Annotated in this window: 15 protein-coding genes; 2 read left to right on the top strand and 13 right to left on the bottom strand. The window is 65.8% G+C overall.

Translation table 11 applies throughout. The annotated features are described in order from the left end of the window. Positions 1–46: 46 nt before the first annotated feature. From DEI94_RS17810 to DEI94_RS17795, 4 genes are all read right to left on the bottom strand, one after another. Positions 47–883 (bottom strand): carbohydrate ABC transporter permease, encoded by an 837-nt coding sequence (locus DEI94_RS17810; RefSeq protein WP_111026609.1) that lies wholly within the window; start codon positions 881–883, stop codon positions 47–49. Next, the gene (locus tag DEI94_RS17805; RefSeq protein WP_111026610.1) at positions 880–1,749 is read right to left on the bottom strand and encodes a carbohydrate ABC transporter permease; all 870 of its coding nucleotides are present in this window, start codon (positions 1,747–1,749) and stop codon (positions 880–882) included. The genes DEI94_RS17810 and DEI94_RS17805 overlap by 4 nt, the downstream gene beginning before the upstream one ends. Before the next feature lie 115 nt (positions 1,750–1,864). After that, the gene (locus DEI94_RS17800; RefSeq protein WP_181441787.1) at positions 1,865–3,130 is read right to left on the bottom strand and encodes an ABC transporter substrate-binding protein; all 1,266 of its coding nucleotides are present in this window, start codon (positions 3,128–3,130) and stop codon (positions 1,865–1,867) included. Between the two features lie 46 nt (positions 3,131–3,176). Beyond that, positions 3,177–6,104 carry a glycoside hydrolase family 2 TIM barrel-domain containing protein gene (locus tag DEI94_RS17795; protein ID WP_111026612.1) on the bottom strand — a complete coding sequence of 976 codons (2,928 nt, stop codon included), beginning with the start codon at positions 6,102–6,104 and terminating at the stop codon, positions 3,177–3,179. A 146-nt stretch (positions 6,105–6,250) separates the two neighbouring features. Here DEI94_RS17795 and DEI94_RS17790 point away from each other — a divergent pair, with 146 nt between their 5' ends. Together DEI94_RS17790 and DEI94_RS17785 are read left to right on the top strand one after the other, a co-directional pair. Then, positions 6,251–7,963 (top strand): amylo-alpha-1,6-glucosidase, encoded by a 1,713-nt coding sequence (locus DEI94_RS17790; RefSeq protein WP_284183778.1) that lies wholly within the window; start codon positions 6,251–6,253, stop codon positions 7,961–7,963. Between the two features lie 269 nt (positions 7,964–8,232). After that, complete coding sequence (locus DEI94_RS17785) at positions 8,233–8,577, top strand: histone-like nucleoid-structuring protein Lsr2 (RefSeq protein WP_111026614.1); 345 nt, start codon at positions 8,233–8,235, stop codon at positions 8,575–8,577. A 222-nt stretch (positions 8,578–8,799) separates the two neighbouring features. On the opposite strand, the gene DEI94_RS17780 is transcribed toward DEI94_RS17785, so the two are convergent. The 9 genes from DEI94_RS17780 to DEI94_RS17745 all read right to left on the bottom strand — a co-directional run bounded on the left by DEI94_RS17780 (position 8,800) and on the right by DEI94_RS17745 (position 16,742). After that, positions 8,800–9,528, bottom strand: a complete 729-nt coding sequence (locus DEI94_RS17780; protein WP_111026615.1) for an adenylate/guanylate cyclase domain-containing protein — start codon at positions 9,526–9,528, stop codon at positions 8,800–8,802. 25 nt (positions 9,529–9,553) lie between these two features. Then, positions 9,554–10,015 carry a Pycsar system effector family protein gene (locus tag DEI94_RS19795; protein WP_220038798.1) on the bottom strand — a complete coding sequence of 154 codons (462 nt, stop codon included), beginning with the start codon at positions 10,013–10,015 and terminating at the stop codon, positions 9,554–9,556. Positions 10,016–10,059: 44 nt separating this feature from the next. Further along, positions 10,060–11,013 carry a hypothetical protein gene (locus DEI94_RS17775; RefSeq protein ID WP_146249456.1) on the bottom strand — a complete coding sequence of 318 codons (954 nt, stop codon included), beginning with the start codon at positions 11,011–11,013 and terminating at the stop codon, positions 10,060–10,062. Positions 11,014–11,255: 242 nt separating this feature from the next. After that, complete coding sequence (locus tag DEI94_RS17770; RefSeq protein WP_111026616.1) at positions 11,256–12,431, bottom strand: molybdopterin molybdotransferase MoeA; 1,176 nt, start codon at positions 12,429–12,431, stop codon at positions 11,256–11,258. Further along, complete coding sequence (locus DEI94_RS17765) at positions 12,428–12,664, bottom strand: DUF6457 domain-containing protein (RefSeq protein WP_111026617.1); 237 nt, start codon at positions 12,662–12,664, stop codon at positions 12,428–12,430. Before DEI94_RS17765 ends, DEI94_RS17770 begins: the two co-directional genes overlap by 4 nt. After that, positions 12,642–13,271 carry a molybdenum cofactor guanylyltransferase gene (gene mobA, locus DEI94_RS17760; RefSeq protein ID WP_181436124.1) on the bottom strand — a complete coding sequence of 210 codons (630 nt, stop codon included), beginning with the start codon at positions 13,269–13,271 and terminating at the stop codon, positions 12,642–12,644. Before mobA ends, DEI94_RS17765 begins: the two co-directional genes overlap by 23 nt. Continuing rightward, positions 13,268–13,807 carry an HPP family protein gene (locus DEI94_RS17755; protein WP_111026619.1) on the bottom strand — a complete coding sequence of 180 codons (540 nt, stop codon included), beginning with the start codon at positions 13,805–13,807 and terminating at the stop codon, positions 13,268–13,270. The genes mobA and DEI94_RS17755 overlap by 4 nt, the downstream gene beginning before the upstream one ends. After that, positions 13,804–14,262 (bottom strand): hypothetical protein, encoded by a 459-nt coding sequence (locus DEI94_RS17750; RefSeq protein WP_111026620.1) that lies wholly within the window; start codon positions 14,260–14,262, stop codon positions 13,804–13,806. The genes DEI94_RS17755 and DEI94_RS17750 overlap by 4 nt, the downstream gene beginning before the upstream one ends. Next, positions 14,262–16,742 carry a molybdopterin oxidoreductase family protein gene (locus DEI94_RS17745; RefSeq protein ID WP_111026775.1) on the bottom strand — a complete coding sequence of 827 codons (2,481 nt, stop codon included), beginning with the start codon at positions 16,740–16,742 and terminating at the stop codon, positions 14,262–14,264. Before DEI94_RS17745 ends, DEI94_RS17750 begins: the two co-directional genes overlap by 1 nt. Between the last annotated feature and the right edge of the window lie 355 nt (positions 16,743–17,097).

Here is a 17,097-nt window from a genome sequence, read left to right as displayed (position 1 = left end):
GGAGCGGTGCGGATGCGGTGGGCTGTGGAGCGGCTGGTCGTCCGGCTCACCCCTTGACGGCCCCGGACACCAGCCCGGAGACGATCCACCGCTGACAGATGATGAAGAAGACCACGACCGGAATCAGGGCGATCACGATGATCGCCATGAACAGTGGCCAGTTCGTCGTGAACTGCGTCACCGCGTTGTACACCTGTAGGACGACGGTCCGGTTCTGCGGAGAACTGATGAACACGTTCGGCGTGATGAAGTCGTTCCACGTACCCAACGCCTGGAACACCGCGACCGTCGCGAGGATGGGTCGGATCAGGGGCAGGCAGATGCTCCAGTAGATACGGAAGTATCCTGCTCCGTCGATCCGAGCGGCCTCGAACAGCTCCCAGGGGAGCTGCCGCATGTATCCGACCGTCAGGAAGTAGCAGAAGACGGCGCCGCCCAGGTAGATCACGATGAGTCCGGCGAGGGAGTCGACCAGATTCGCGTCCGCCTCGAGCTTGAAGAGCGGGAGGAGCGTGGCCTGCAGCGGGATCGTGAACGCGATAAGGAGGACGACCCCGACCGCGCTCGTCAGGACGTTCTTCTTCAGGAGCATGCCGTACGCCGCGAGCGACCCGATGATGATCTGGAAGAGAACGCCGACGACGGTGACGATGAGGCTGTTGAGCAGCGAACGGAAGATCGTGCCGTCGGCGGCCGCCTGCACGTAGTTCGCGAAGTCCCACGAGCTCGGGAGGCTCAGCGGGTGCAGCGCCATGTCGGCACTGTTCTTGAACGAGCTGACGAGCACGTAGTAGAGCGGCACTGCGGCCAACAGCGCGAGACCCACGATCAGGACGGTCCGGACGAGCTTCCGGCTGATCCTGTCCTGCCGAGCGAGCGTCATGAGAACCTCCTCGAGATCCTGCTCGAGATCGCCAGCTGCGCCAGGACGACCACGAAGCAGGCGATGGTGAACAGGACCGCGAGAGCAGAGCCGACGCCGTACTGCGACTGGCCGATCCCGCGCAACAGGATCGATTGGGTGAGCGTCATGGTCGCGTTGGCCGGGCCGCCCGCGGTCAGGGTGTACGGCAGGTCGTAGACCTTGAGGTTCGTCGAGACGAGCAGGAAGGTCGAGACGGTGATGGCCGGGACCAACTGGGGCAGCGTGATGTTGAAGAACTGCTGCCGGGGGCTCGCACCGTCGACGAGCGCCTGTTCGTACAGCTCCGCCGGGATCGCCTGCAGGTACGCGATGTACAGCGTGGCATGCCATCCCACGGCCGCCCACACCGCGACGAAGATCACGCAGATCTGGGCGAGGTGACCGTTGGAAAGGAACGGGATCGGCGCGAAACCGAAGAATCCCACGACCTCGTTGAGGAACCCCGTCTTCAGTGGCGAGAAGATCTGCCGCCAGATCAGACCCAGGATCGCCATCGACGGCACCCCGAGGAAGAAGAACAGCGAACGCGCCAGTCCTCTGCCCCAGAACGCCTTGTTCAGGATCACCGCCAGGGGGATCGCGAGGCATGTGACGGCGATCGTCACCGCGAACGTGAACACGAGCGTGTAGCCGACGCTCTGCAGCAGTGCCGGATCGGTGAAGACCGTCAGGTAGTTCTGCAGGCCCACGATCCCGTAGACGTCCGAGTAGCCGTTGTAGTTCGTCAACGAGTAGTAGAACGTGTACGCGAGCGGGACTGCGGTCAGGGCCAGGAACACGGCGATGACCGGCAGGAGGAACCAAAAGGTGGCCCAGTTGTCCAACCAGGAGCTGGACCTCGACCTCCTCGGCGTCGTCGATACGGAGGGCCTGATCCCGACGCTCCGCGCAAGTGTGTTCACGAGATGCGGCTCCTCATCGGGCCGAGGGCGGACGGATTCACTTCACGCTCTTCCACGTGGTGTCCATGCTCTTCGCGAACGCGGCCGGTGTGGTCTTGCCGCTCACCAGGGCCTGCTCCTGCGAGTACACCTGGTTCGACATCGTGTTCGCGCCCTTGGTGAAGGTCATCCAGTACGCGTCCCCCTTGGCCAGGTAGGTGTTGAACAATGCGGCGATGGCGGGATCGACCGAGGTCGTGTACTTCGACGAGATCGACGGGTCGCCGTAGCTGGTGGAAAAGGACTTGAGTCCTGGCTTGCTGTTAAGGAAGCTCAGGAACTTCTCCGACGCGGTCTTGGTGGCGCCGCTCACCTTCGACGAGACGGCGAATGCGACGTCCGCTCCCCCACCGACGGAGGGCTTGCCCCCGGGGTACCCCGGGAACGGCGAGAAACCGTAGTCGACCTTGGACTTCTTGAGGGTCGCGATGTCCCATGCGCCGGTCCGGTACATGGCCGTCTGTCCGCTGACGAACGCCTGCAGGGCCTGGTCGGATGTCAGTCCGAGGCTCGACTGCGGGATGATCCCGGTGTCGATGTAGTCCTTCTTCCATTCCTCCAGGGCCGGGGTCCACTCCTTGGCGAAGGTGGTCTTGCCGTTGAGGACGATGTTGTCCCCCTGCTCGTCACCGTGGAGCTGGTAGTAGCTCCCGATCAGTGCGCTGAGGCTCGGGGAGAACTCGGTCTCGTCCTCGAGGTACGGCGTGTAGCCGGCGGTCTTGAGCTTCTCGCCCATCTTCACGAAGGCGGTGAGCGTCGTGGGCGGTGCGGAGTACCCGATCTTCTTGAGGATCGCCTTGTTGTACACGATGCCGCTGGCCCAGCCGGTGACCGGGAGACCGTAGATCTTGCCGTCCAGCTTGTACGAGGCGAAGTTGCTCTTGGCGATGCCGTCGAGCGACGACTGTCCGGTGAGGTCGAGAGCGAGGTGATTCGACATGATGTCGTACTGGTTCGCGCCGGTGAGGTTGAAGATGTCCGGGGTCTTGTTGCCGGAGATCCGGGTCTGGAGTGCCTGCGCGTAGTTCGACGGATCGGCCTCGGAGGAGAGCTTCACCTTGATCTTCGGGTTCTCCTTCTCGAACTCCTTGATCACGGGCCGCATCACGCTGTCGTTGAAGTACGACAGGTAGCTGATGGTCGTCGTGCCGCCCGAGCTGGAGCTGCCGGAACTGCATCCGGCGAGTGCACCTGCGAGGGTGGTAACGGTAAGCGCGGCGAGTGCCACGCGAAGGGAAGTACGCTCCCCGATTCGTCCGGTCATGGTCGATTCCTCCTTGAATTTCATGCCGATGGTCGTTCTCGTGGGGTCAGTCAGGTCGTCTGTCGGCCGCACCGTCGGCGCGGCGTTCTCCAACGACGGTGAAGCGGACGTCGAATTGTGTGGGCGCGGTGCGGAGCCGGTACTGCGGGAGAGCTCCGGGTCCGCACGAGGCCGAGCCGATGGCGCCCTGCGCGGCGTCGAGGTTCAGCCAGGTGCGACCGTCCGACTCCAGCTCGCCGTCGTGGAGGGCCGCGTCGAGGGCGGCGGTGCTCCACGGTCGTGCCGAGAACCCGATCGTCGGGGAACCGTCGATCCGGAGGCCGTTTCCGTCCTCCGACCGGATCTCGAGCCAGCGCGCCTGGGAGCGGTGGCCGTTCTCCTGCGGGAACACGTACGGCGTCTGGAGCTCGTCCACCGTTCCACCATGGCGACCGATCCGGACGCTCTGGCTCGTGTCGGGATAGCTCTCGTGGGGACCGGCTCCGAACCAGTCCACGCGATCGAGATCCGCCGGGAGAGCCATGGTGACTCCGACGCGCGGCAGTTCCGCGGGCCACTTGCCCTCGAACTCCGTCTCCACGGCGAGGGCCAGGGCGTCTCCGTCCGCCTGCCACCGGTAGCGCACCCGGGCCGCGGCGATACCGGCGTCCGGTGCGACGCGGGACGTGACGATCAGCTCGTCGCCGCGGACGCCGACGGAATCGACGCGATGGCGGAGCCGGTCGAGGCCGAAGGCCCGCCACGGTCCCTCCTTGTCCTCCCAGGCGAATCGACGGTCGTTGTCGATCGGTGCCCGCCAGAACTCCAGTTGCGGACCGAGCACGGCGAACTGTCCCAACCGGACGAGCTGTCCGGTGCTCGGGTCGAACGAGCCGATCCCGACCTCGATCGACTCGCCTGAGGCACGGGGTACGCCGGGTCTGCCGTGCACGCGGGTGCGGGCGTAGGTCGCGGCGATCTGGGTCTGCTCCCACGCGACGACGTGACCGGCATCGGCCCACCACGCATCGTGGGCGAGCACGCCCTCGACCGAGAGCCACTGCTCCCCGTGCGCGGCCGGGAGCGGCGGGAGCGGGAGGTCGGCCGACCCACCCGCGGGGATCGAGGGTGCGGCCAGGTCGCCGACGACGTCGGCTCGACCGTCCTCGGTGGCGAGCCACCGGAATCGGAAGCCCGAGGTGTCCAGCGTCTCGTGGAGGTTCTGCACGGTGACGCATCGCCGCTCGGCGTCGATCGTGATCCGCAGGGGCTGGACGACCTTCTTGTACTCCAGGAGAGCCGGCGAGGGACGTCGATCGGGGAACACGAGCCCGTCGGCCACGAAGTTGCCGTCGTGCAGGACCTCACCGAAGTCGCCCCCGTACCCCGCGATGGGAACACCTTCCGGCGTCTGGGTGGTGATAGCCTGATCGATCCACTCCCAGACGAATCCGCCCTGACACCTCGGATACCGCTCGAACAGAGCCTGGTACTCGGCGAGGCCGCCCGGGCCGTTGCCCATGGCGTGCGCGAACTCGATCGCGATGAACGGCATCGCGCGCCGCCGCGCGTCGAGCTCGGGATCGTCCAGGGGCTGTTCCTCCCGGCGACCGATCTCCTCGACCTCCGCGTGCGTGCTGTACATCCGGCTGTAGATGTCGACGTCGGCGCAGGTCCAGTCGCGCTCGTAGAGCAGCGGCCGCGTGCTGTCCCGTTGACGGGTCCAGGCAGCGGACGCCGCGAGGTTCCGACCCGGCCCGCTCTCGTTCCCGAGGGACCAGATGATGATCGACGGGTGGTTCTTGTCGCGCTCCACCATCCGCTGCATCCGGCCGACGATCGCGGTCTGCCAGCGGGCGTCGTCCACCGGGTTGCGGGCGATCGCGTCCCACCCGTCCGTGAAGAACCCGTGCGTCTCGAGGTCGCACTCATCGATCACGTAGAGCCCGTGCTCGTCACAGAGGTCGAGGAAGCGCGAGTCGGGTGGGTAGTGGCTGGTCCGGACGGCGTTGACGTTGTGTGCCTTCATGAGCCGCACGTCGCGCTTCATGTCGGCCAGCGTCAGGGTCCGTCCCGTCTCCGGGTGGAACTCGTGGCGGTTGACGCCACGGAAGAGCACCCGGTTGCCGTTCACGAGGAGCACCCCGTCCCGGATCCGGACGGATCGGAAACCGATCCGCAGCGCCACACGCTCACCGCCCGCCACCAGTACCGCGTCGTAGAGACGAGGCACCTCGGCGGACCACGGCTCGACGGCCGGGACGCGCACGGTGGTGCCGCTGGCGACGTCAATGCCGAGTTCCGGTAGAACGACCCGGGCCGGGACGGTCGTCTCCACGGTCAGGATTCCCTCGCCGGTGGTCTCGTCGAGCTCCGCGCGCACGAAGTGGTCGTCGATACCGCCGTCAGGGCGAGACACGAGTGTCACCGATCGGAAGATGCCGGGCATCCACCACGTGTCCTGATCCTCCAGATAGCTTCCGGAGGACCACTGGTGCACGCGAACCGCGATGGTGTTCCGCCGCGCGACGACGATGAACTCGGTCACGTCGAACTCGGCAGGAAGACGGCTGCCGGCGGTCACGCCGACGCACTGCCCGTTCACCCAGACCTTCGCGCACGAGTCCACGCCGTCGAAGCGGAGGAGCACCCGAGTCCCTCTCCAGGCCTCCGGGACATCGAACGCACGCCAGTGGTCGCCGGTGGGATTCGCGTCCGGCACCCGAGGCGGATCGATGGGGAACGGGTAGTTCGTGTTGGTGTAGATCGGGGCGCCGAACCCGCGGAGCGCCCAGTGCGACGGGACGGGGATCGTGTCCCAGGAGTTCGCCTCAGGTCCGTCGCCGGTGAACGAGTCGTCTGCGTCGGCCGTCGGCGACAGGCGGAAGGACCACTCGCCGTCGAGGCTCAGCACAGGGGCGTCCGACGCGGAGGAGGACCGGGGAGGAATGAGGCCCTGCGTGGGGTCGAAGTCGTCCCAATATCGATCCAGCATCGTTGCTATCGCCTCCTCTGTGAGCGCTCCCATACTGTCAGTGCACACTGATGTCGTCAAGAGCCGTTCACACCTCGTGGGCCGCACACCAGTACCCAGCCCCTCACCTCAGCGTCGGCCGAGCACGGCCGACAGGAACCGGGAGAATGACCCCCGTGCCGTATCAACAGCCCGAATTGCATGTCAGTCGTCCGGAGACCTGGCTCGAGTTCGCGCGGAGCGAGCCGCTCGATCACGCGGACGGCGTGGAGATCCGCACCCTCCGGAGCGAGGCCGAGAGTCGCCGGGTCTTCCAGATCATCCCCGTCGACGAGCGATCCGATCGGGCCTCCTTCACGGAGGTCTCGACTCCGACCACGGTCACACTCGAGACCCCACACGGAGTGGTGGACGCCCTGTTCGACGAACGGGGAGACATCCGGATCAGCGGCCAGACTGCCGGCTTCCGACTGCTCCGCGACGAATCGGCCGCGGCGGGCTACCGCGCCGAATGGGCGGTGGAGGGGTCGGACGGCCGGCTCCACGTGAACCTCAACGGCTCGCGCCTGCAACTGGTGATCACCGTCCTCGCCGGATCGCATCAGATCACGGCCGGGTGGGACGGCGTCGGCTCGCGCGTGATCGACATCACGTTCCTACCCGTTGACGGACAGGCCGAGATCCTCGTCCAGTCCTTCGTGGAAACTCCTCCTGCGCCGCCGTCCGCGGTGATCCCCTTCGCCGACGCACAGCGGCGAGCGGATGCGGCCTTCGCGGACTGGTGCGCGGGCCGGCGTGCGGCAGGTGATGCGCGGGCGACACGCGCCTGGGACGACGCCCTCCGCGCCCAGTACTCGTGCCTGGTCCCTCCGTCCCGATTCCTCCCGCGTCCGAGCATGCTGATCTCCCACGACTTCAACGGGGTGTGGAGCTGGGACCACTCGTTCACCGCGATCGCCCTGTCGGTCTCACACCCCGAGCTGGCCTGGGACCAGTTGATGATCCCGTTCGATCACCAGACACGGGAGGGAGCACTCCCGGACTACGTCAAGAGCGGCGAGATCGTCTGGAACTTCACGAAGCCGCCGGTGCACGGTTGGGCACTCCGGTCCATGCTGCAGCGCTCCGACGCGATCTCCGACGACCAGCTGACCGAGTTCTACCCGAAGCTGACGGCGTGGACGAACTGGTGGTTCGAGTACCGCGACGACAACGGTGACGGGTTCCCCGAGTACGACCACGGCAACGAGAGCGGATGGGACAACTCCACGGTGTTCGGAGAACCCGGCGGGGTGGAGTCTCCCGATCTGCTCGCCTATCTGATCGTCCAGATGGACATCCTCGCCGCCGTGGCAAGCCGGCTGGGCCTACCCCGAGAAGCCGCGGAATGGCGTTCGCGCTCAGACGGCCTGCTCTCGGCGATGCTGCGCGAGTTCTGGGACGGCGAGATGTTCATCGCCCGCGATGCGAGGACCGCGAGGCCGATAAGGACGCGTAGCCTGCTGCACTGGATCCCGGTCATCCTGGGAAGGCGTCTGCCGTCGGACGTCCTCGAACGGGCCGTCCGGGCCGTGGGCACCACCGGCCCGTTCCTCGGCGAATGGGGTCTCGCGACAGAACAGTTCGACAGCCCCGACTTCCGCGCGCGCGGCTACTGGCGCGGGCCGATCTGGGCGGCTCCGACCTACATGATCGTGTCGGCTCTCTCCGAGGTGGGAGAGGGAGATCTCGCCAGGGACATCGCCACACGTTTCGTGCGGATGGTCGACGAGAACGGGATACACGAGAACTACGACGCCGTGTCGAGTTCAGGGAACGACGCGCCCATGCTCACGTGGACCGCGGGCGTGTTCCAGATTCTGTCCGAGATGCTCGGCTGAGCACGGCCGCGCGCACTAGCGGAGGTGCAGGCGCCTATGGAACTCGGCTGTCACGGTCATCGCCCCGACAGCGACATCTTCGCCTGCGCGTCGACGATGGTTGCCATCGCGATCGGACAGGCCAGGAACCGCGGCGAGAACCTCATCGAGTTGATCCAGTAACTGCTGCACTCGGCTGTTCACTGGACAAGTGATACCGGCTGGGCGGGTCCTTCCCCAAAGACACATATGGCAAGGTGGCAGCGCCCACATTTAGAAAGGCTCGCCCTATGGCTCAGAAAGTCACCACCCTCCTCGTCGACGACCTCACCGGCGACACTATCGACGACGGCGCCGGCAAGACCATCCAGTTCGGCTTCGACGGCAGCACCTACGAGATCGATCTCTCCGACGACAACGCCGACGCGCTCCGCGAGGCCCTGTCCGACTACATTGCTGCAGCACGCAAAATCAGCGGCGGCCGCGGCCGCCGCTCCGCCGGCAGCCCACCCAAACGCGGCAACGCGGAAGAGCTCGGCAAGATCCGCGAGTGGGCCGCAGCGAACGGCCACGACGTGTCCTCGCGTGGCCGGATCAGCCAGGCCGTCCGCGACGCATACGACGCCGCCCACTGACGCCCCCCCCCCCCATACGCCAACGGCCGGCTGTCCTACAGGGCAGCCGGCCGTTGGCGTTCGCGCCGATAAGGCGCTCTTATGTCAGCTCTCGCGATCGAGATCCTGCTGAGTTCGGACGCAGGTTGGGCAACCGCGCAGATACACCGCCCACCGCAGCTACATCACCCAACTCGATGCACTTCATGCTTCGATCACAAGAAGCACGCAGCAGTTCGCGACCTACTCAAGCCGATCGATATAATCATCCATCGACGTGTTAATGACATTACCTGTGTGGACAGTGCCAAGACCTTGCACGTATTGCGAAGATAGAAACGCCCTGTTTTCCTCATTAAGGTTACCTTGGAACCCATCACCAACGTAAATCGGGTCGCGCCAGGCACGCCCGGATTCATGGGCTAGATGCGCTGCCGCATTGACTACGTCACCCATGTAAATGACCTCATTGATGCCACTCCCGTTGTAGCCGGCTTTTATCATCAGGGCGCGTCCCCATTCCATGCCGATACCCATACGTAGTGGGTCCAGACCCTTCCGAGCAAGATGATAGTTCAACAACCGCGCAAGCGAATTTGCCTTCGCTCCGATAGAAAACACATCGTCGATATGCGAACGCAGTGGGGTGTTATAGACAGCCCACACGCAATCGCCAACGATGTTCACCTCTCGAACGTAAAGGTCGGAGTTGAGCAGCGCGACCATCTCGGAAATAAAAGCCCGATAGATCTTCGCAAGCGTGGGGCGCTTGTATTTAGCGACAAGGCCGGACGAATCGCGGATATCAATGAACAAGGCCGAGCAGGTTCCATAGAAGCCGTTAGTGAACGTGAGCTTATCGCGGGCAGGGAGCCCATCCACCTCTTCGAACGCACCAGCGGGCTGGTCGAGTATTTCTTGGATTCTCCTAGAGCTCTGGATATAGCTAAATTCTTTGTAATTGCCATCCATCACGCACTCCTATTGCTAAATCCGACTAGCTGACCACTGTGGATATTGCGCACAGGAGAGCAGCGATGGCGAGCGACCACAAAGCAACACGAACACCTCTATATTTTCGAACCACGATCTTTGAAATCTGCCTAAGCTGGTCGACCAAACGGTCATCCAGATTCTCGCCCGCAGCCCGGATGAGGCTTGCCAGCTCGTCCGACGTCAAGTTCGCCATATCCGCGTAGTAACCGAAAATTGGACCGGTAGCAGGACCCGAGCGCTTCGTTCGCGGAAAAACCGAGTATCCAAGAGCAGCGACACCGACCGTGGCTGCAACTACGCCGATCCACCACAGGTACGCTCCGAAAGACGTGAGTGAATCGGGTGACCAAGACCCGGCAAGAACCGCCGTAGATACAGCTCCGACGGCTACGCCTGTGGCTGCGAGCAACAAGGACGCCTTAGAGTCAGCGCGAACTAGTTCCTCACGTGTCTCAAGGAGCACTGTCGCGGCTTGCTCTGCGGCCCGCTTGGACAGCCTGGACCGGCTCACCGTTCGCCGCCCCTTGCTGCCGTGATGGACGAATCGTTAGCGAACTGGCGACGATTCTCGCCCCGTCGACGAGCGAGGGTTACAAGCGTGGAACTGTAGCTGCCGCGGAGATTGCGCTCGCTTCTCAATCCTTCGGCTATGTCGGGCCGGTGCCTATTGCCCTTGAGGATGGCGTCACAGAACTCGTCGCCATGAACACTGCACCACGGGCTCGACACCGACTGGCCGAACCGCTCTTCATCCGGAATTTTATCCAACTCCACGTCTTTCCAAAGAACACTCAGGCCCGTTTGGTTTCCGCTCCCGTCGCACCCACATGAGAAACTGAGATAATCGTTCGACCGTATTTCATCCCAGACACTTGCCGTTATGACGAGGTTTCGGGGGTCGGTTTGTTGTGCGGCTTTTGCCGCATAATTGACGGCATGGCCTGCCCATACGGGCTCTTGAAGGTCAAGGTGCCTCGGTATGCCAACACGCTTCGCCATAATCGAGGAACTGGCGACAGCCACCTTAAACCCAGTCGAGGGAGCGCTTTTCCACTTGCGCTCAATCTGGGCGGTGAATTCGTCCGAGTATGACCGAATCGTGATCGCGGCGCACATCGCACGCTCGTATCGCCGCTCGCCCCAGAAGAGACCAAAGCCGCCATCCCCCTGGATGTCTACAAAATCCGCGTCAAATTCTCTTAAAACTCTTGCAACGCTTCCGACACCGGCGTCGTAGATGCTGGCGGTGCTTGCAGCAGAGCGACCGTTCTCCAACTGGGTCGAGCCCCTCATGTCAAACACGACTGCTACGACGTCGCTAAGGAAGTGCCAGGTTGCTGCGTCGATTGGCAATTTTGCCGGATCGAATGATCCATCTTTAAGTTCAACCTTTGGCTCGTGCAAAAGTTTCTCCGATGTGCGGTCGGCTACATCGGAGAGCAAGTCTCCAAGTGTCAGCACGCGTCCCTCCCTATGACATGAGCGCTTGTCACAAGCTAGCGGCTGCAACGGACTTCGCCCACTGCGGACGTGCGTCGGACTGGGGTATACCTCAGCGCGACGGTAGACGAGGGCGAGATTTATGTCGTTCTAGGGTGGCGTCTCACCCTTTCGCTACAGGTCCGCGCGAGGGTCTAGATGCGGTGCAACGCAGACCATCGGTACTCCGGGTGAGGGTGCCCACCCCGCGTTCGAACCGCCGGCTAACGAGCCCACGGCACAGAGAGGACATCCGCACTTGTACCCGACCCGACACCATCGGCATCGACGACTGCAATCCCATCGGCGCCCACCAGCCCACACGTCATCGCAGGCCCCTGCCGCTGCACGGGCACGATCCCATCGGACGTTTCCGCAACGGCAATCAGCCGCACTCCGGACGGTGGACCTGTGAGCGGACGTGCCGCTACTCGCGTGAGCAACGGTGGTGCGGATGACCCGAGGAGTCCGGCGATCAGTGGCAGCCCGAGGGCGACGATGGCGGCCAGGGCTGCGAGAGGGTTACCCGGAAGCCCGAGGACGAGCACGCCATCCGCTCTTCGGGCGAGGACCGTTGGATGTCCTGGCCGCATCGCAACGCCCCGTACTGGGACGGCAGCACCCAGGACATCCAACACAGACACGAGGTGGTCGCCGTGTCCGTGACCGGTGCCTCCGGTCGAGATCACCAGGTCGACATCCTCCTGACGGAGGGCGTCACGGACAGCGGCCGCGTCGTCGGGGACATACGTGACGCTCGTGACGTCCATGCCCGCTCCTCTGAGGATCTCGGGGATCGACACCCCGAAGGCGTCCCGGACCTGGCCTGGTGCAGGTATGCCTTCCTGCACCACCTCGTCGCCAAGCAGGACGAGCGCGACGCGGGGTCGCCGGATCACCTGCACGGCATCGGTGCCCGTCGCGGCGGCCGCGGCGACAACCGCTGGCGTGACCCGGACACCGGCCCCGACAACGATGTCACCGACCTGGATCTCCTCTCCGGCGCGGCGGACATCCGCAAGTGCCGGAAGGAGCATGTCGACGCCGGCGGTGACGACGACGTCCTCGACGACGCGGCTGCGTTCACTGCGCAGCACTGCCGTGGCACCCTCTGGAACGGCTCCGCCGGTGGTGATCGCGCGGGCTGTCCCGACCATGAGGGGGTTCCCCGGCGCCTCTCCCATTCGCACGCTCCCGTCGAGCCGCCAGGGTCCGCTGCCGGCGACCACCCACCCGTCCATGGCTGCGGTGTCCGTCGGCGGGACCGATGTCCGAGCGTGGACGGGCGCGGCGAGCGTCCGGCCGTGCGCAGCCCGGAGCGGAACCGTCTCGGTTCTATTCGGATGCTCCGCCCCGAGTTGCCCGGCCGTCCGTCTGGCTTCGTGGAATGGGACGTTCACGGATGCTCCGGCGTCAGCTGTGTCACGGTCGCGACGGCTTCCGAGAACGGAACCCCGCGCCCGACCGCGATGCCGACGAGGTACGCGGTCAGCGGCGCGGCAGGACGAGCGACGGAGTGCGCCGCATGGCTCGCGAGGTCCAGCACTCCAGTGATGTCGACATCGGCCTGGTTCAGTCCGAGGGCGGGTGCAAGTTCCGCAACCCAGGCGTCAAGTTCGGGCGGATATGCCATCGCTGGTCCTCTCGCAGTCACGCGCCGCAGCGAGATCTGCGGTGGTGTCGATGTCAGCGGTCAGTGCTGCGGTCAGCGCTACCTCGACGAGCCGCAACGGTTGGAGCAGCGCCCGGACGGCGGCGCCTTCCAGCGAACCACGTTCGAGGGTCAGCGACCGGCAGGCCGACCAGAGCGTCTCGGTCCGGTATGCGGCCAGGAGGTACTGCCTCCGCCCGCCAGGATCCGTCCCGACCCAGCCGTCGACCGCCGGGTCCGTGGCGGCGACCAAGCGGAGCAGCGCCCGCACCGCGGGGACGACGGCCGGCAGGTCGGCGGCGAGGACGACGGTCAGGGGCGACGGGACACGATGGCCACGGATGGCCTGGAGGCCGGCACCGATCGCAGCGGCCGGTCCCCCGTACGGCGGGTCCTCGCAGACCTGCACCGTGCCTCCCGGAACCGACGTCCGCACCGGCCCGACCACCGCGACCGTCTGCGCGGACGCGACGGCCGCGACCGCGCGGTCGAGGAGCGTCGAGTGGCCCAAGACGATCGCCGGTTTGTCCGCACCGCCGAGGCGGCTCCCACGACCGCCGGCGAGGACGAGGGCATCGTGGACGGTCACCGTCGCGATCCGAGAAGCAGCCGGTTCAGCCCCCACCCGACGACGGTGATGAGCACGACGGCGCCGAGCATGTCGAGGACCGCCACCGGGGTGGCGAGGATGCCGAGCGCAACGATGAGCGTGGTCGCGCCGGCCGGCGGGTGCTGCATGCCGAGCAGGTGGAGCACGAGCGTCGTGACGGCCACGGCGACGACCGCGGCGAGGAGGTAGCGGGGGGTCAGCCCACCCGCCGGCGCCGACGGGGAGCCGACGAGTCCGAACGCGAGGTAGGCGCCATACCCGGCGGCTAGGCCCACGACGTGCCCCACGAGCGCGTTGCGGGGACGGGAGGACGGCTGGCGCGGCGCGCTGAAGAAGAGCATCACTGTCGGACCGAGGCTCGGGAACAGCCACGGTTGCCGAAGCACGAGCCCGACGACACCAGCGACAGCGAGCACGACCGCGCAGAGTACTGCGGAGTATGCGGCGCCACCGCCACGGCCGCTTCGCCACCATGCCAGCGGGCGCTCCGCGCCATTCTTGGCCCCGTCCGTCATGAGGCGATCACGAGTGCCTGCGGCGCTGCCTGCTTCATGCGAGTCCGCAACCACGACAGCTGCAGTGCTGTCTCGGCGTCGCAGTCCGACACGATTCGCAACAGCTCCTCATCGCGGAGGCCCTGTCCGGCCTGTTTGACCAGGGTCCACGTGATGTCCACGAGGGACGCGATGAGGTACAGGTCCTGCAGATCGCGGAGCAGGCCGAGCGGACCCTCGCGTGTGGAGCTGAGCGCGTCGGCGTGCAGCCGTTCCGGCTCGTCGTCGGGCTGCTCGCCGTAGCGTTCGACGAGCGGTCGAAGCGCCTCGGCGTGTGCGTCGCACTGAGCTGCAAGGGTGTGGCACAGGTGGAACACGTCCGGCTCCGCCCCGTGCCCCTCGGCGACCTGCCGGAACGACGTCGCGAGCGACTGCTCCGAGCGGTGCAGCAGGCCGATGTACACGGGCAGCAACATCAGCGTCCCTCGCCCTCGGAGCCGGCGCGGGGCGGTTGTTCTCCCGTAACGTCTTCACGCACCTCCGCCTCGACCCCGCCGATAGTGCGCGGAACCGCGGCAGGATCCGCGGGACGGGATGCCGTGGTCGTCGGCGCTGGCGCCGGGCCGTCCGCCTCGCCGACCTTCTCGACGCGCACCGCGGCGACCTTGAACAGCGGCTGCTTCGAGACCGGGTCCCACTCTGTCGCGGTCAGCTCGTTCGCTGCAGTCGGGTGACCGTCGGGTCCGGACCGATCCTCTTCCCAGTACCCATAGTGGAAGGGTGCGAACACGGTTCCCGGTCGCACGTCGCCGACGCGCGCCGGCACGACAATCTCGCCTCGGCGGGACGCCACACGGACGATGTCCCCCTCGCTGATGCCGAGGCTCGCCGCGTCGCCCCGGCTGATCTCCACCCATGCGGAGGGCGCAGCACCCTGCAGCTGGCGGGCACGCCGCGTTTTCGTCCGCGTGTGGAACTGGTACACGGTACGGCCAGTCGTGTACCGGAAGGGGTACTCCTCGTCCGGTTCCTCGTGCGGCGGCGTGTAGGCCGCGGGCTTCAGTACCGCGCGGCCGTCGAGGCGCATCGCGGAGAACTTCGTCGGTCCGACGGTCGCCCCCGTCAGCAGATCGTGCCCGTAGCTCTCCGCCCGCTCGACCGTCGTCGGGAACACCGCGTCTCCGTACAGGCGAACCGTTCCGTCGGGGTGCTCGTCGTTGCAGGGCCATGGGATGCCACTACCCCCGCGGAGGCGTTCGTAGCTGATGCCGGTGTAGTCGCAGAGCTTGCCGCGGCTGCATTCCTGCCAGGCGCGGAACCCGTCCTCCGGCCCCTGCCAGTCGAGCAGCGGGCCGCCGTCGTTCCGCCGGAAGTCCATCCGCCGGGAGTAGTCCAGGAAAATGTCGAGATCGCTGCGCGCGTCGCCCGGCGGCTCGACCGCCTTGTCCGACAGATGGACCGTGCGGTTCACGTTCGTGAACGCACCCTGCTTCTCGCCCCAACCGGCAGCGGGGAGCACCACGTCGGCGTACCGGGCGGTCTCGGTCATGTAGAGGTCCTGCACAACGAGGAACAGCTCAGGTTTAGCGAGGATGCCGCGGATGCGCTCCGCTTGCGGCATCGATACTGCCGGGTTCGTCGCGGACACCCACAGCAGTTCGATGCTGCCCTGCTCCACGTACCGGAAGATCTGCATCGCGTGGGTCGGGGGCGACCAGTGCGGAATCCTGTCCACGTTGACGTCCCACAGTTCCGCGAGCTCGGCGATGTGCTCAGGGTTCTCCCAGTTCCGGAAGCCCGGCAAATCCCCGTCTGCGCCCGTCTCGCGAGTGTTCTGCGCCGTCGGCTGCCCGTTCATTTGCAGAATCCCGCAGCCTGGCCGACCGAGCATGCCCCGGAGCAGGTGCAGGTTGTTCACCTGGCAGGACGCCGCTGTGGCCTGCGACGCCTGGTAGAAACCCTGGAGGACCGTGGACAGCACCCGTTCGGACGTCCCGATGATCCGTGCCGCGCGCCGGACGTCGTCCGCTTCCACGCCGCAGGTTGCCGCGACCTTCTCGGGTGTCCACGGCTCGACCGTGTTCCGGAGCTCGTCCACCCCGACGGTGTGCGCGGCGACATAGTCATCATCAACCCAGCCGTTAACGAACAGCTCCCGGACGAGTCCGTTCATCAACGCGAGGTTGGTTCCGGGGCGGATCGGCAGGTGCACATCCGCGAGCCGGGCGACTTCGGTCTCCCGCGGATCGACGCAGATCACCAATGGTCGGTCGGGTCCGGCGAGCCGGTCAAGCACCCGCATCCAGAGGACCGTCTGCGTCTCGGCCATGTTGTGTCCATACAGGACGATCGCGTCGCAGGAGTCAATGTCCTCGTAGCTGCCCGGCTGCCCGTCAGAGCCGAAGCTCTCCTTCATCGCCGCGGCCGCGGTCGCCGTGCACAGGCGCGTGTTGCCATCCATGTGCGGGGTCCCGAGACCGGCTTTGCCGATGATCGCGAGAGCGTAATACTCCTCGAGGAACAACTGCCCGCTCGTGTAGAACCCGTGCGAGAGCGGGCCCTTGTCGTCGAGCAGCTGTCGGCTCCGCGCGACGATGCGTTGCATCGCGGTGTCCCAGTCGGTCTCGACGAGCTCCCCGTCGACGCGGACGAGCGGCCGCGTCAGCCGGTCTGCCCCCTGCATCCCCTGCCAGCTGCCGAAGAGCCCCTTCGGACCGAGCCGTCCGTGGTTCACGGTGTCGACAGTGCGACCGCGGACGCCGACCATATGGCCGTCCTTCACGGCGATGTCACATGCGCAGCCGTTGCTGCAGAGGGTGCAGGCAGACTGCACCCAGCGATCCACGTCGGCATCGTCGAGTCCCTCTGCGAGCTTCTGGTCGCGTCGGACAGGCCAGAGCGTATCGCGCGCAAACGGCGTCCTCGTCCCCCAAATGTCGGCGATCCTGTCGGGCATCATCGTCCTTCCACTCACTGACATTGCACGCTACGCCGTCGCGGGTAGCCAGCAGTTACTGTTCCGGGACTTCCTCGACACGGACGTCTTCTTTCCCGTAAAACACGTCGACGTCCCCCCTCGCCGAAGAGATCGCCGCGATCACGATGACGTGCTTGCGGCCGAACCAACAAGGGGAATCCATTGCGTGCTGCGATTTGAGACGCCCGCCACCTCGCTACGGTCATGACGCGCGCCCGACCGACCCGCACCACATCGAAGCCGAGACGCTGACGCCTGCCACTGCCCCGGCGTTCGACGAGCGGTGGAGAGGATGCCGGTCGCCATCACGAACGCGAATGCGTTCGACGGTAGA

The sequence above is a fragment of the Curtobacterium sp. MCBD17_040 genome (genome assembly GCF_003234805.2).
Taxonomy (GTDB): Bacteria; Actinomycetota; Actinomycetes; order Actinomycetales; family Microbacteriaceae; genus Curtobacterium.
Note: the sequence above shows the minus strand (reverse complement) of the source record. Positions and strands in the feature narration are given on the sequence as shown.

Coding starts and splice junctions, on each gene's coding strand:
- DEI94_RS17810 (WP_111026609.1), bottom strand. CDS start 883: ATGACGCTCGCTCGGCAGGACAGGATCAGCCGGAAGCTCGTCCGGACC.
- DEI94_RS17800 (WP_181441787.1), bottom strand. CDS start 3,130: ATGACCGGACGAATCGGGGAGCGTACTTCCCTTCGCGTGGCACTCGCC.
- DEI94_RS17795 (WP_111026612.1), bottom strand. CDS start 6,104: ATGCTGGATCGATATTGGGACGACTTCGACCCCACGCAGGGCCTCATT.
- DEI94_RS17790 (WP_284183778.1), top strand. CDS start 6,251: ATGACCCCCGTGCCGTATCAACAGCCCGAATTGCATGTCAGTCGTCCG.
- DEI94_RS17785 (WP_111026614.1), top strand. CDS start 8,233: ATGGCTCAGAAAGTCACCACCCTCCTCGTCGACGACCTCACCGGCGAC.
- DEI94_RS17780 (WP_111026615.1), bottom strand. CDS start 9,528: ATGGATGGCAATTACAAAGAATTTAGCTATATCCAGAGCTCTAGGAGA.
- DEI94_RS17765 (WP_111026617.1), bottom strand. CDS start 12,664: ATGGCATATCCGCCCGAACTTGACGCCTGGGTTGCGGAACTTGCACCC.
- DEI94_RS17755 (WP_111026619.1), bottom strand. CDS start 13,807: ATGACGGACGGGGCCAAGAATGGCGCGGAGCGCCCGCTGGCATGGTGG.
- DEI94_RS17750 (WP_111026620.1), bottom strand. CDS start 14,262: ATGTTGCTGCCCGTGTACATCGGCCTGCTGCACCGCTCGGAGCAGTCG.
- DEI94_RS17745 (WP_111026775.1), bottom strand. CDS start 16,742: ATGCCCGACAGGATCGCCGACATTTGGGGGACGAGGACGCCGTTTGCG.